Annotated in this window: 10 protein-coding genes; all 10 read right to left on the reverse strand. The window is 65.4% G+C overall.

The annotated features are described in order from the left end of the window. Nucleotides 1-6: 6 nt before the first annotated feature. Entirely contained in the window at nt 7-1,632 is a 1,626-nt protein-coding gene (locus ACVILH_RS13565) for an inorganic phosphate transporter (protein ID WP_456713335.1), read from the reverse strand. A 241-nt stretch (nt 1,633-1,873) separates the two neighbouring features. Continuing rightward, entirely contained in the window at nt 1,874-2,740 is an 867-nt protein-coding gene (locus ACVILH_RS13570; protein ID WP_456713336.1) for an NAD(P)-dependent oxidoreductase, read from the reverse strand. A 440-nt stretch (nt 2,741-3,180) separates the two neighbouring features. Beyond that, on the reverse strand, nt 3,181-4,341 hold the full coding sequence (locus tag ACVILH_RS13575) for a TAXI family TRAP transporter solute-binding subunit (protein ID WP_456713337.1): 1,161 nt from the start codon (nt 4,339-4,341) through the stop codon (nt 3,181-3,183). A gap of 377 nt (nt 4,342-4,718) precedes the next feature. After that, entirely contained in the window at nt 4,719-6,941 is a 2,223-nt protein-coding gene (locus ACVILH_RS13580) for an O-linked N-acetylglucosamine transferase family protein (protein WP_456713338.1), read from the reverse strand. A 272-nt stretch (nt 6,942-7,213) separates the two neighbouring features. Then, nucleotides 7,214-8,608 (reverse strand): hypothetical protein, encoded by a 1,395-nt coding sequence (locus ACVILH_RS13585; RefSeq protein ID WP_456713339.1) that lies wholly within the window; start codon nt 8,606-8,608, stop codon nt 7,214-7,216. Nucleotides 8,609-8,775: 167 nt separating this feature from the next. Then, nucleotides 8,776-9,894 carry a polyphosphate kinase 2 gene (gene ppk2 / locus ACVILH_RS13590; protein ID WP_456713340.1) on the reverse strand — a complete coding sequence of 373 codons (1,119 nt, stop codon included), beginning with the start codon at nt 9,892-9,894 and terminating at the stop codon, nt 8,776-8,778. Between the two features lie 146 nt (nt 9,895-10,040). Then, entirely contained in the window at nt 10,041-11,150 is a 1,110-nt protein-coding gene (locus ACVILH_RS13595; RefSeq protein WP_456713341.1) for an ATP-dependent DNA helicase, read from the reverse strand. A 436-nt stretch (nt 11,151-11,586) separates the two neighbouring features. Further along, entirely contained in the window at nt 11,587-12,249 is a 663-nt protein-coding gene (locus ACVILH_RS13600; RefSeq protein ID WP_456713342.1) for a NapC/NirT family cytochrome c, read from the reverse strand. Next, nucleotides 12,246-12,698: a nitrate reductase cytochrome c-type subunit gene (locus ACVILH_RS13605; protein ID WP_456716970.1), complete on the reverse strand. Its 453-nt coding sequence runs from the start codon at nt 12,696-12,698 to the stop codon at nt 12,246-12,248. Before ACVILH_RS13605 ends, ACVILH_RS13600 begins: the two co-directional genes overlap by 4 nt. Nucleotides 12,699-12,721: 23 nt before the next feature. After that, complete coding sequence (napA, locus tag ACVILH_RS13610; RefSeq protein ID WP_456713343.1) at nt 12,722-15,226, reverse strand: nitrate reductase catalytic subunit NapA; 2,505 nt, start codon at nt 15,224-15,226, stop codon at nt 12,722-12,724. Between the last annotated feature and the right edge of the window lies 1 nt (nt 15,227).

The raw sequence follows: 15,227 nt of genomic DNA on the forward strand, positions 1-15,227 counted from the left end.
GCCCGATCAGTGCACGATCTGCCGAAAGATCAAGTAAAGCACGCCAGCAATGAGCATCGCGGCCGGCAATGTCAAAATCCACGCCAGAACGATGTTCCTGATGGTTCCGGTCCGAAGGCCGGAGCCATTGGCCGCCATGGTCCCGGCAACGCCGCTCGACAGGATGTGAGTCGTCGACACCGGCAGACCATAGAACTCGGCGCCGAGGATGGTGCCCGCCGCCACGAGCTCAGCGGAGGCGCCCTGCGCATAGGTCAGGTGCTGCTTGCCGATCCGCTCGCCGACCGTGACGACGATGCGCCGCCAGCCCACCATCGTGCCGAGGCCAAGTGCAATCGCGACCGAGACCTTGACCCAATTCGGAATGAAGCGCGTTCCTGCTTCCAGGCTCGAGCGATAATCCTTCAGGATGCCGGAGTCCTCCGAGCTGAACTTGGCGCCCGAATCCGGCAGAAGACGGATCGCGTCGAAGGCCAGGTACATGTCATTGCGCATGTTCGGTGTCGCAGCGGCGGGAATACGGCGGATCGACCCATAGTTCTTGACGCCATTTGCCACGTCGTCGGACAGCGCCGCCAGGGCCCCGAAGACCTCCGGCCGATTCAGATCGCGCGTCTTGAGCGCAGTTCCGATCAGGTCGCGGGCGTTGCCGGCATCGCGCTGCGGCGTGCCCTGGGCGCGGGCTTCGAAGATCGCCTTCGCCTTGCCAGCGAGGTCGACGAACGCCGGCGTGCTCGACTCCGGCATGGTCCGGTTCAGCGCATAGGCGGTGGGCGCTACGCCGATCAGGATCAGCATGATGAGACCCATGCCCTTCTGTCCATCATTGCCGCCATGGGCGAATGAGACGCCGGTGCAGGTCAGGATCAGAATGCCGCGGATCCACCATGGCGGCGTGCGGTCGCGCGGCTCCTCATAGAGCTTGCGAATGGGGACGAGCGTCTTGAGCAGCAGAAGCAGGAGAGCAGACAGGATGAAGCCGACCGCTGGACTGAACAACAGCGCCTTTCCAACGCTGACCGCCTGGGACCAGTCGACGCCCGATGTCGCCTCGCCGGCGGGCGCGATCCATTGATTGGCGAGGCCCACGCCCATGATCGAGCCGATCAGACAGTGGGAGGAACTGTTCGGGATTCCGATCCACCAGGTTGCCAGATTCCAGATGATAGCTGCGATCAGCAGCGCGAAGATCATGGCATATCCGGCTGCGCTGCCGACCTGCAGAATCAGATCGACCGGTAGCAGCGTGATCACGCTGTAGGCGACCGCACCCGTCGACACCACCACGCCGAGGAAATTGAACACGCCGGACCAGATCACGGCGGTGAGCGGCGGCAGACTATGCGTGTAGATGACGGTGGCCACGGCATTCGCCGTATCGTGGAACCCATTCACGAACTCGAACCCGAGCGCGATCATCAGTGCCACGCCCAGCAGCACCATCGCGCCGAGCGCGAGCGGCTCTCCGACATTGTGGGTGTCAGTGAAGATGCCGTAAGCGGCGTAGCCGATTCCGCTCACGAAGAAGAGCAGGAAGACCGCGACGACACTGACATGCGGTTTCTCGTGAAGGTCGGGCCTGGTCACCGATTGGACGGACGCCTGCGCGCCATGTAGTGCAAAGTCGGACATTGGCTTGCGATCGCGCTCCCATGTGGCAATCGTCAAACCGACGCGCATCTGGGAAGTTCCGGGAGCGGACGGATTTGTCAGGGCCGGAATTGATCGACGCTGGGGCTGCAGACCCGCACGCTGCACCACGATTCGCCGAGGAGCGCGTTAACACAGGCGGACTGTGACAGCGCGATGACGTCAAAAATCAGCCTGTCCGTCGCAAGCTAAGCTGCCAGTCGGTTGTTAGTCGGCGTGGCTGTCACGCCCGCCCCGCCGCCTTCCGCACGGCCAGCGCCATGCCGGCCCAGTCGATGTCTTCGCCTTCCATCGCGATCGCCGCGCGCAGATGATCGCGCACCACGCCGAGCAGGGGCATCGGCACGCGTGACGCCGTCGCCGCGGCGTCGGCGAGGTTCATGTCCTTCAGGCCCAAGGGCGCGGCGAAGCCGGCGGGGCGGAAGCGGTCTTCGAGCAGCAGCGCGCCGTAGGTGTGATAGATCGGCGCATTGAACAGCGTGCTGGTCAGGACCTCCAGCATGGCGCTGCGCTCGACGCCGCCGGCCTCGACCAGGGTCATCGCTTCCGCCATCGCCTCGACCGCAGCCATGATCATGAAGTTGCCGCCGAGCTTGACAAGGTTCGCCGCCGCCGGCTCGTCGCCGACATGGAAGCTGCGCTGGCCGATCGCCGCGAACAGCGGCTCGCAGCGCGCGAGGAGATCGGGCCGGCCGGCGGTGACGACGAACAGTTTTGCAGCCTGGGCGGCCACCGGCCTGCCGAACACCGGCGCCGAAACAAAGCCGCTGCGCTGGCCATGGTCCTGTGCGAGGCGCCGGGCCAGCGCGACCCCGATCGTGCTGTGCGAGACGTGGAGAGCAGGGGCGTCGAGCAGACCGTTCTCGCCATAGACCACCGCCTCGACCGCAGGGTCGTCGGCCAGCATGGTCATCACGACGTCGCCTTGCGCTGCCGCGGCGGGGGTCTCTGCCCAGCGCGCGCCTTTGGCGAGCAGGTCCTCCGCCTTGGCCCGCGTGCGATTCCAGACGGTCAGCTCGTGGCCGGCCGCAATCAGATTGCTCGCGATCGCATGGCCCATCTGGCCAAGTCCGATGAATCCGACCTTCATCTGCGCTCCTCGCTTGCAGCCCGCTGGCATGACGTCGGCTGCGCGTCGTTCGTTCCAAGTTATAGCGGCACGTTTGATCTGGCACGAGCGGCCCGCTGGCTCAGCCCGTGAACGAGCGTGGCGCCTGGCCATCGAGCTGCCGGCCGGAGGCCGGCATTGTGGCGGCATGCTGCGCTCGGTCCGGCATGCGCCATCAAGTTTTTCTGATCGTTGCGACCACGGAAACCGATTGGCGGTTGCTCTCGTCCTTCTTTAGACGTCGTCTGGCATAGGACTGCTCGAAACGGCCGATGTCCTTCTGCTTGATCGCCTCCGCCGGCGGCGCGTCGGCCCGCAAGCCGGCGACGGGCGCAAGCGAGCCAAGCCCGGCCTCGCGCTCGACGTTGTGGTTTGAGCATGATCTTTTCGGAAAACCGCTGCGTACTTTTCCGGATCATGCTCTACCGCGCCGGCTGATCGCCTTCGCGCTTCATCCAGCCCTGGAATTGCTCGAACAGGGCCTTGGCTTCGGCATCGCTGAGACGCCTGCCACCGGTCGCGTTCCTGGCGCTCATCCACTCGTCGAACTGCTGCTTGACGGCGACGTCGGCCTCGGGTGGACGGCTGCTGGCCAGCAGCTCCTCGGCGGCGCGGAAGCGGGTCCAGCCGGGCAGGGAGGAGGCGATGTTGATCTCGTTCCATTTCGGATGGAACGGCGGCTGCTTGAACTGATCGAAGCGCTTGAAGAAATATTCGACGAAGCGCGAGACGCGGCGATAGCGCTCGGTCTCCGGCGACCAGTTGTAGACCGCCAGCACCTGCGGCACGCCGATGGTCTCGATGGTCTCGCCCGGCTTGAGCAAATTGGGATAGTCCTGCGAGGTCAGCTTGGTCGGCACGTAATAGTCCTGCAGGCTGCGCGCAAACGGCACGGGCAGGAAATGGAAGCCCGGCTCGGGCTTGAACTTGGCGAACAGGTCGGTCGGCTTGCCGGTGACGTGCACCACGCCGGCGATCTCGCCGGTCCGCATCTTCTCGAGCGCCACCGAATTGTTGATGAACACCTTCTCGGCGCCGATCTTGAGCCGGTCGAACACGATGCCGCCGGTGAGGTTGGCCGCGCTGCCCACGGTGTTGAAGGAGACCTTCTTGCCCTGGAGGTCCTCCAGCGTCTTGATCTCGGGGCGGACATAGACGTGCATCTCGTTGATGTAGAACGAGCAGATGTAGCGGATGCGGTTCTTGATGTTGGCGAGGGTGCCGTTGCGGACGAACTCGTCGAGCACGTCGGCCGAGGTGATGGTGACGTCGACGCCGCGCAGATAGAGCAGGTCCTCGATGTTGCCGAGCGCGCCATAGGTCACCATCGGCAGCACGCGCAGGTTCGGCCGGTCGTCGAGCACCTTGGCCATTTCGGCGGCGAAGCGGATGTTGGTGCCTTCGAGCAGGCCGCCGGCAATGCCGACCGTCCATTCGTTGGACTCCTGCAGCTTGCCGCCTTCGCCGGCGGCTGCGGCGGTGGCCGATTTGGCCGGCTTCACGGTCTGGGCAGCGGCCGGCAGCAGCGATGCCGCGAAACTCAATCCTGTCGCAACGACGCAACTCAACAATGCGACCCGCATAACCCCACGCCCTCCGTTGCAGGCCGCACTGCAATCGCGAGGCCCGATCTGCTTTTCGTTCGTATTATCGCCTCGCTCGATGATGCCGGTCTACTACTCGCCGGTTGGTAGCAGTTTGGCCGGCAGAAAGGCGCAACGTCGCCACTAAAAAGCCATAGGCTTGATTGCGCCTCGTCTAAGGCAGGCCGGGCGTGCTGATGGCGACATCGCGGCGACGCGATTCCGGCCTATGTCACAATGGCACAGCGGGAACTTTTGCAGCTAACGGTTGTGGTTGGTACGCCACGGCCATAGGACTCGCGCGCTGGTGCGATCGGCGGCGAACACCGAGTCACATCTTCCGGCTCACACCTGATGAGCCGGGCAGGCGCGTGCGATCACGCACCCGCCTTCGCGCAATAGGCCTGCCAGAATTGCCGATAGGCCGATTCGACGCAGCGCGTGTAGTTCGCGACATCGCCGGCCGGCGAGCGCGCAACCTGGCCCGGCAGCTCCGCGCGCAGCTTCGACAACAGCTCGGGCTGTGCGGCGAAGGTCTTGGCGATGTGGATGTAGCCGTCATCATCGTTGCCGACCCAGTCGGCGAGCCCCGCGGCGGTCAGGATGCCCCCTGCCGCACGCGAGGCCGCACCGGCGCCGAGCTTGGCGACGACGGGAACGCCCATGTAGAGCGATTCGAAGGTCGAGATGCCGCCGTTCTGCGGGAACGGATCGAGCGAGATATCGATGCGCTCGTAGGATTTCAGATGCTCGCTGCGCTCGCTGGCGCCGAGGCAGACGAGGCGCGCCTCCGGCACGCCGCGGCTGACGAAGCGGCCGATCAGGCCGTCGCGCACCAGGGGATCGTTGAGCGCGAGATGCTTGATCACCAGTCTGGCGTCAGGGACCTCCGCGAGCAGCCGTGCCCACAGCACGATCGCCTCGTCGGAGATCTTGTCGATGCGATTGTAGACGCCGAAGGTGACGTGGCCGTTCTGCAGCATCGGCAGCGGTGAGGGCGTGACGTCGAGCAGCGGATCGATCGTGATCACCGACGGCAGATCGTAGACATGCTCGGCGAATAGCGGCCGGACGCTCGCGGGCACCGTGACCGGATCGGCGAAGAAGTAGTCCATGGTGGCAAGGCCGGTGCCGGTGCCGCTGCCCCAGGCCGTGACCTGGATCGGCGCCGGCTTGCGTGCGAACACCGGCATGCGGGTGCCCGTGGTGTAGCCGGAGAGATCAACCAGGATGTCGACGCCGTCGGCCTGGATGCGATCGGCGAGCTCGTCGTCGGAGAGGTTCGAGGCCTCGACCCAGACGTCGGCTATCGACTTGAAGTTTGCCGTGAAGGTGTCGTGCCGCGGCGAGGTCGAGTAGCAGTTCACCTGGACCTGCGTCTTGTCGTGGCCGCGCAGCACCGGCAGGAAGGCGAAGGCCGCCGAATGCATGCGGAAATCAGCCGAGACGTAGCCGACGATGATGCGTCTGTTCGGATCGAGCGCGCGCGGCGCCAGCGTCCGGCGCGGGAATTTCGAGCCGACCTCGGTCCACCAATATTTTCGCGCCGCCTGCTGAACGCCGAAGTCGGCGCCGGGCAGGAAGTCGAGATAGAAGATCTTCTTGGTGATCGCCTCGTCATAGTCCGGCTGCACCTCCAGCGCCTGGTCGAATTGCGCGACCGCGCCGGCGACGTCGCCGAGCCGGCCGCGGCAGGCGCCGAGCAGGGTCAGCGCGACCTGGGCCTTCGGATTGGTGTCGAGCACGCGCTTGCAGGCCGCGATGGCCTGCGCGACGTTGCCGTTGAGCATCGAGATCTGCGCCTTGCCCTGCCAGCCGACCTGCAGGTTCGGATCGAGCGCGACGGCGCGGTCGAAATCGGCCTCGGCCTGCGCAGTGCGTCCCGAGATCATGTAGAGGCGGCCGCGATGCGCCAGTAGCTCGGCATGCATCGGACGCGCGGCGAGGGCCGTGTTGAAGGTCTCCTCGGCCTGCTCGAAATGGTGCAGCTCAAGATGCGCCAGCCCCTTGTTGACCAGCGCCTCGAAATGCGTCGGGTTGAACACCAGCGCCTGCTCGGCGCTGGTGGCGGCGCCGTCCCAGCGCCGCAGCATCAGCTCGGCGACGCTGCGGTTGCACCAGGAATCGACGTCATCAGGCTTCAGCTCCAGCGCCCGCGTCGCGGCGGCGAGCGCGGCCTCGCCCTGCTTCAGGCGCAGCAGCGCGATGGTCAGGTTGCGCAGGGTGATCGGCGCATTCGGCCGCAGCGCCAGCGATCGCTCGAGCGCGGCGCGGGCCTCCTCGAAGCGCTCGCAATTGACCAGCGCCCAGCCGAGATTGGAATGCGCGTCGGCCGAATTGGGCTCGAGCGCGACGGCCTGCGCCAGGAAGGTGGTGGCCTCGGCGAAGCGCGCCGATGAGACGAGCGATACGCCGAGCAGATGCATGGCCTCGAAGCAGCTCGGCACCTCCTGCAGGAGCTTGGCGCAGGTCGCCTGCGTGTCGGCGTGGCGGCCGGCGCGGAACGCGGTGTAGGCCGCCGTCAGCTGCGTCTCGACCAGCTTCTTCTGCTTCTTTTCCTGCCGTGCCTTCTGGAAGGCGCGCGAACCGACGGTGCTCAAGGGCTCATTCTCCGGGCGGACGTAGCGGTGTCGCGTTCGAAACGACCTGTCGCCGCATCGGGGGATCGCCCCGCGGGTCTGCAGGGTGAGCCGATCGCGGCGTCGTGCCGGCCACCGCACGGCCAGGACATGTCGGACAGGTTGTCCGCCGGCCGGCCACGCGCAGCGCGACGCGGCAAGCTTGGCCGGTTTATGGTTAGCAATTGGTTAACACCGGTGGCGGAGCGGAGGCGCCGCTCCGCCACGGGAGGGATGCTGTCGGGACAGGTGCGCTACGGCTTGATCGCCGTCGCGCCGGGAACACGGAACAGATCGACCAGCTGCTTCGACTGGCGCGGATAGGCGTCGAACAGCTGGAAGTCCAGGTCCTTGGTGCCGGCGTACTTGCCGTGGCAGTTGATGCAGCCGTTCGGCTGCTGCGCAGCCTGCATGTAGGTCTCGAGCGTGGTGTTGGCGAGGAAGGGCGGCTGCGTCGGCGTGCCGATCGGCACGCCCTTGCCGGCCCATTGCGCATTGACCAGCCGGTAATACTGCCAGACGTTGTCGAGCCGCAGCGTCTTCAGCGCGGTCTGATAGAGCACGCTCTTCTGCGCCGCGACGTCGTCGAGCGGGATCACGCGCATCACCTGGGTCGGCGTATTCGAGCCCTTGGCCGGCGGCTGGTTGACCTTGCAGTCGGTGCAGGCGGGATTGAAGAAATTGAACTTGGCGCCCGCGGGAATCGTCTGGCTCTGGGTCGGCGCGTTGTCGACCTGCTCGAACGTCGCCCACAGCCATTGCGGCAACTGGTCGGTCTTGATCACGATGTGCAGGCCGACGAGGCCGAGCTTCCTGGCGTCGCAGCGCTTGGTCGCGGGATCGAACACCAGCGCGTCGGTCGTGTAGAAGCGGGTGGCATCATCGGGCTGCTTGCTGCCGGGGCCGCCCATCACCTTCCACGCCGCCTTGACCTTCACCGTGGCGGAGCGGTCGGTGGTGTTGGAGGAGGCCGGGAAGGCGATCTTGGCGCCGCTCTGGTTGCGGCTGTCGTAGAACTTGTTGCTGACGACATAGTCGTAATAGACCCGGTTGAGCTTGACCTCGTACCAGACGTTCTGGCCGTTCTGGTCGACGAGGCGGTTGCCGTCCGACTCCTTGTCGCCGGCGATCAGGACGTCGCTGATCTTGGCGGTGCGCACCAGCGTGCGCCGCGCCGCGGCCGGATTCTCCTTGGCCTGGATCAGGCATTGCGGCGGAATCCGCTCGGCGGCGTCGAACGGCGCCGGCTTGACCGGCGGATCGAGATAGATGTCGTCGGAATCCTTGTAGGTCTCCCACACCACCGGCCCGGTCGGCATCGTCCTGGGGCCGCCCTCGGTCATGTAGGTGAAGCCGCCGATCACGTTCTCGCGGTCCGGCACGCCGCGCTCGACGATCGGGTTCGGCGCCGGCCAGTTGAGCGCGATGAAGGAATCCCAGGCCATGTTGTCGACATAGACCTGCAGCCCGATCGCGCCGACATTCTGCGTCACCAGGTCGGCCGGGATGTCCGGGCTGAACACGTAAGACGGCGGCGTGAACTGGCGGCCTTTGACGGCGGGGCCGGCCGATGTCTCCGCCTGCTGGGCCTGGGCGAGCGCGCCGGGCAGCAAGGCCAGCGCAGTCAATGCAATGAGTGTTCGTTTCAAATTGACCTCCATCGGAAGGCGTTTCGTGAATCAACCGATGGATTAATATCGCAGAATGCTCGCTCAAAAGATGAGCTGCTTCACATTTGGCATGTTGCCTGGGACGGCCCGAACGCAAAGCGGCCGCCCACGGGGCGGCCGTCCCACTTTTGGTCGGCTCGCCGATCTCAGCTCGCATGCTCCTCGCGCTCATGGATGACGCTGGCGCGGCCGACGATGAGGTCATCGACCGGGCCGATGCGCGAGACGTCCTTGCCGGCATAGGGCAGGGAGTGCAGCACGCAGCGCATTGCGTTCAGCCGCGCGCGCTTCTTGTCGTCGGACTTGATCACCGTCCACGGGCAGTCGGCGGTGTCGGTGGAGAAGAACATCGCCTCCTTGGCGCGGGTGTAGTCGTCCCATTTGTCGAGTGACGCCGTGTCGATCGGCGACAGCTTCCACTGCTTCAAGGGATGCGCCTCGCGCTCCTTGAAGCGGCGGCGCTGCTCCTCGCGGCTGACCGAGAACCAGAACTTGATGAGATGCATGCCGCTGCGCACGAGGTTGCGCTCGAATTCCGGCACCTGACGCAGGAACTCGTCATACTCCGCCTGCGAGCAGAACCCCATCACCCGCTCGACGCCGGCGCGGTTGTACCAGGAGCGGTCGAACAGCACGATCTCGCCTGATGTCGGCAGGTGCTCGACATAGCGCTGGAAGTACCATTGGCCGCGCTCGACGTCGCTCGGCTTGTCCAGCGCGACGACGCGCGCGCCGCGCGGGTTGAGATGCTCCATGAAGCGCTTGATGGTGCCGCCCTTGCCGGCGGCGTCGCGGCCCTCGAACAGCAGCACCAGGCGCTGGCGCGCATCCTTCATCCAGTTCTGCAGCTTCAACAGCTCGGTCTGCAGGATGAATTTCTGCTCCTCATAGTCCTTGCGGAGCATGCGGTATTTGTAGGGGTAGCCGCCGTGGCGCCAGGTATCGGAAAGCTCGTCCGAGGTGCGGCGCTTGTCGCGCTTGGCCTTGCCGTCGATCAGCGCCTTCATCAGTCTGGCGTCGTCGGGCGCCGCGCCGTCGAGCATGGCCTTCACCGGCGCGCTGTTTGCATCGAGTCTGGGCGGTCCGTTTAGCACGGTCTCGAACGCGGACAGCGAGGTGATCTGCGCCGCCTGCATCGACTCATCGATCAGCGACTGCGCGATCGGGTCGAGCTTCGCGGCGGATTGCTTTCGTGCGACTCGTGCCGAGGCGCTCGCACGTCTGCTCTTGCCCGCGTTGCTCTTGGTGCCCTTGGAGTTTGCCATGCGATTTCGCCCCGCCTGTTGCCGTCGTGCAGAGATGTGAATCGTTTTTTATCCGCCAAGCGCGCTGCGGCAGGTTGACCTGGATCAACCGGTCGCAGGCGTTGCGGGAACGAGGCAAGGCGATACCTCTGCTGCCTGCATCAAGGTTAAACGACGATGGACAGCCGCTTCGCAGCTCGCGTGATGCCGGTGTAGAGCCAGCGGGCGCGGGCTTCCTGGAAAGCAAAACTCTCATCGAACAACACGACGTCGTCCCATTGCGAGCCCTGCGATTTGTGCACGGTCAGCACATAGCCGTAGTCGAACTCGTCATAGGGCTTGCGCTGCTCCCAGGGGATGTCCTCAATGCCGCCGGCGAAGCATTCGCCGCGTACCGAGACCTTGGTGACCTTGCGGCCGAAATCCTCCTCGGGCGCGACCCGCATGGTGACGATCTTGGACTTCGAGACCGCGCGCGACTTCACCCGCCACAGTCCGCCATTGAACAGGCCCTTCTTGCGGTTGTTGCGCAGGCAGACCAGCTTGTCGCCGGCGACCGGCAGCGGCTCCTCGATGTCCAGGCGCTGACGGAATCGGTTGTTGTAGGCGCGGCGGGTGGCGTTGCGGCCGACCAGCACCTGGTCGGCCTCCATCACCCGCGACGGATCGAGCTCGCGTCGCTCCACCACCTCGCTCTCGCCATAGCGGCCGATGTCGAGCGTGTTGCCCTCGCGCACGTCCATCGACATTCGCACGATCGGATCGTCCTGCGCCTGGCGATGCACCTCGGTCAGCATCACGTCCGGCTCGCTGTCGGTGAAGAAGCCGCCGCCCTTGACCGGCGGCAGCTGCGCGGGATCGCCGAGCACCAGCAGCGGACAGTCGAACGAGAGCAGGTCGCGGCCGAGATCGGCATCGACCATCGAGCATTCGTCGATGATGATCAGCTTGGCCTTGGAGGCCGGCGCATCGTCCCACAATTCGAAATTCGGCTGCTCCTCGCCGCTCTCCTGGGCGCGATAGATCAGCGAGTGGATGGTCGAGGCGTTGTCGCAGCCCTTGCTGCGCATGACGAGCGCCGCCTTGCCGGTGAACGCCGCAAACTTGACCTCGCCGTCGACGCCCTCGGCGATGTGGCGGGCCAGCGTCGTCTTGCCGGTGCCGGCATAGCCGAACAGCCGGAACACCTGCGGCGTGCCGTTCCGGCCGGGCTTTTCCTTCAGCCAGTCGCTGACGGCTTTGAGGGCGGAATCTTGATGCGGGGAGAAGGTCGTCATGGCTCACAAGGATGGAGCCGCGGGGCGACTCGGGACATTCCGTGAACCTAAGGGCTGATCGGGAGAGATCAAGCGTTGATGCGGGAGAGGCGCCGCTGCGTTCGGCGATGAGTGGCCGAATGTGCGTGGAAGTCGGGCACGTACGACCCGAATGGTGCGCCCCCCTCCCCCCGCGCGAAGCGAAGCTTCGCTAGGCGGGGAGGGGTTGGGGGTGGGGGTCCCAGCAAAGACTGCCCGTGTGGACCCCCACCCCCGACCCCTCCCCGCAAGGGGGAGGGGAGCCGACTGCGGGCGCGGCGACAGCATCGCATGGCTTCGAGTAACGAGAGTGCAAGAAGCGAAAACGGTGCGCTCCCTCTCCCCGTTCTTCACGGGGAGAGGGTTGGGGTGAGGGGCGGCCGCACGGGAAGTGTGTCGATGACAAGCAGTAAGAGGCCTACTGCCAGCCCGGCACGCCGCGCATGTCTGGCAGGTGATGCGCGATGCCCTTGTGGCAGTCGATGCAGGTCTTTTCGCCGGTGAACAGGAAGCGCTGGTGGGCTTCGACGGCGCGGGGAGACTGCTTGGTGATGTCCATCGACTGCGAGCTGTGGCAGTTGCGGCATTCGAGCGAGTCGTTCGCCTTGAACCGCGCCCATTCGTGCAGCGCGAGCTCCAGCCGGCGATCGGTGAACTTCTCGCGGGTGTCGATCGAGCCGAACAGATGGCCCCAGACCTCCTTCGAGGCCTGCATCTTGCGCGCGATCTTGTCGGTCCAGTTGTGCGGCACGTGGCAGTCCGGGCAGGAGGCGCGGACGCCGGAGCGGTTGGAGAAGTGCACGGTCGTCTTCAGCTCGGCGAACACGTTGTCCTTCATCTCGTGACAGCCGGTGCAGAACTTCTCGGTGTTGGTGATCTCCAGCGCGGTGTTGAAGCCGCCCCAGAAGATCACGCCGGCGACGAAGCCCGCGAGCACCAGCACGCCCAGGCCGAAGATCGAGCTCGGCTTGAGCAGCACATCGATCAAATCGAGCACGAATTGCCAGGCACGGCGGATAAAGCCGAGCCGCTTCTCGGGGACCTGCGCTCCCGTCCCCTGCGGGATGTCGGCGCTGCTCATTGCTTGGCACCGGGCTTGTCGTGCGACAGCACGGTATCGATGTCGACGAAGTCGTTGCTGACCGGCGGAGTCGCGACACTCTGCGGCACATGGCACTGGGTGCAGAAGTAGCGCCGCGGCGACACCGAGGCGAGGAACTGGCCGTCGCGATCCATAAAATGGGTGATCGACAGCATCGGCGCCTTCGATTCGGCAGTGCGGGCGCGGGCATGGCAGGACAGGCATTTGTTGCCCTGCATGTCGACCTGATAGCCGTCGATGGAGTGCGGAATGACCGGCGGCTGCTCCGGATAGTTGCGCACCTCCTTTTCGGCGGTGTTCTTGGTCGGCTGCATCGGCGGCGCCGGGCCTTCATCGTTGAGCGGTGTCGGGCCACGCAGCGAGGACGAGACGCTCTGGGCGAGCAGGGTGCTCGAGCCGGCCGCCAAGCTGGCCGCGAGCAGCATCATCGCAAGTTTCTTGATCATGTCGGTCACACCCGCTCGATGCGCACGGCGCACTTCTTGTAATCGGTCTGCAGCGAGATCGGATCGGTGGCGTCGAGCGTCACCTTGTTGATCAGCTTGGACTCGTCGAACCAGGGCACGAAGACGAGCCCGCGCGGCGGCTTGTCACGGCCGCGGGTCTCGACGCGGGCCCGGATGAAACCGCGCCGCGAGGCGACTTTCACCTCATCGCCGCGCCGCAAGTTCGCCTCCTGCGCATCGTCGGGATGCATGAAGCAGACGGCTTCGGGGAACGCCTTGTAGAGCTCCGGCACGCGGCGGGTCATCGTGCCGGAATGCCAGTGCTCGACGACGCGCCCCGTCGACAGCCAGAACGGATAGTCCTTGTCGGGCGATTCCGCCGGCGGCTCGTAGGGCAGCGCGAAGATGCGGGCCTTGCCGTCGGGAAAGCCGTAGAACTGCACGCCGGTGCCGGGCTTGACGTAAGGGTCCGAGCCCTCGCGGAACCGCCAGCGCGTCTCCTTGCCGTCGACGACCGGCCAGCGCAGGCCGCGCTCCTTGTGATAGGTCTCGAACGGCGCGAGGTCGTGGCCGTGGCCGCGGCCGAACGCGGCGTATTCCTCGAACAGCCCCTTGTGGACGTAGAAGCCGAACGCCTTCGACTCGTCATTGGCATAGCCCGGCTCGATCTGGTCGAGCGGGAATTTGTCGACCTGACCGTTCTTGTAGAGCACGTCGAACAGCGTCTTGCCGCGGACCTCAGGCTTCTTCGCGATCAGCTCTTCCGGCCAGACCTCCTCGATCTTGAAGCGCTTGGAGAACTCCATCAGTTGCCAGAGATCCGAGCGCGCTTCGCCCGGCGCCGACACCAGCTGATGCCAGAACTGCGTGCGCCGCTCGGCATTGCCATAGGCGCCTTCCTTCTCCACCCACATCGCGGTCGGCAGGATGAGGTCGGCGGCGAGCGCGGTCACGGACGGATAGGCGTCGGAGACGACGATGAAATTGTCGGGGTTGCGGAAGCCGGGATAGGTCTCTTCGTTGGCGTTCGGGCCGGCCTGGAGGTTGTTGTTGACCTGCACCCAATAGGCGTTGAGCAGGCCGTCCTTCAGCATCCGGCTCTGCAGCACGGCGTGATAGCCGGGCTTGTCCGGGATGGTGCCTTCCGGCAGCTGCCAGATATGCTCGGCCTTGGCACGGTGCTCCTTGTTGGTGACGACCATGTCGGCGGGCAGCCGGTGCGAGAAGGTGCCGACCTCGCGCGCGGTGCCGCAGGCCGAAGGCTGCCCGGTCAGCGAGAACGGGCTGTTGCCGGCTTCGGCGATTTTGCCCGTGAGCAGATGGATGTTGTAGACGAGGTTGTTGCACCAGACGCCGCGGGTGTGCTGGTTGAAGCCCATGGTCCAGAACGAGACCACCTTGGTCTTGGGATCGGCATAGAGCTCGGCCAGCGCCTGCAGCCGGTTCAACGGCACGCCGGACATCTCGGCCGCCTTCTCCAGCGTGTAGTCGGAGACGAATTTGGCGTATTCATCGAACGAGATGTCGGTGGCGTCGTTGGCTTTCGCCGCGCCCGTCGCCTTCTTCTGCAGCGGATGCTCCGGCCGCAGGCCGTAGCCGATGTCGGTCTGGCCCTTCTTGAAGACGGTGTGCGCCTGGACGAAGTCCTTGTTGACGCGGCCGGTGGTGATGATGTGGTTGGCGATGGCGTTGAGGATGTAGAGGTCGGTCTGCGGCTTGAACACCATGCCGACATCGGCGAGGTCGAACGAGCGGTGCTCGAAGGTCGAGAGCACGGCGACCTTGACATGCGGCGCGGACAGCCGGCGGTCGGTAACGCGGGTCCACAGGATCGGGTGCATCTCCGCCATGTTGGAGCCCCACAGCACGAACGCATCGGTGGCCTCGATGTCGTCGTAGCAGCCGGCGGGCTCGTCGATGCCGAAGGTGCGCATCATGCCGGCGACGGCCGAGGCCATGCAGTGCCGCGCATTCGGATCGATGTTGTTGGTGCGGAAGCCGGCCTTGAACAGCTTTGAGGCCGCATAGCCTTCCCAGATCGTCCACTGCCCGGAGCCGAACATGCCGACGCCGGAGGGGCCGCGCTTCTTCAAGGCGTCCTTGAACTTCAGCGCCATGATGTCGAAGGCTTCGTCCCACGACACGGGCGTGAACTCGCCATTCTTGTCGTATTTGCCGTTGGTCTTGCGCAGCATCGGATGCGTCAGGCGGTCATGGCCGTACATGATCTTCGAGAGGAAATAACCCTTGACGCAGTTGAGGCCGCGATTGACCTCGGCCTTGATGTCGCCATGGGTGGCGACGACGCGATTGTCTTTCGTGGCGACCATCACGCTGCAGCCGGTGCCGCAGAAGCGGCAGGCGGCCTTGTCCCATTTCAATTCGGTGGCCTCGCGCTCGGTGACGAGGTTGGCGGCGCGCGCGGCCACGGGCATGCCGGCGGCGGCTGCGGCAATCGCGGCAGCTTCCAGCTTCAGCATCTGGCGGCGATCGATCTTCGGTTCGGTCATG

It is taken from the genome of Bradyrhizobium sp. USDA 4353, from assembly GCF_054063215.1.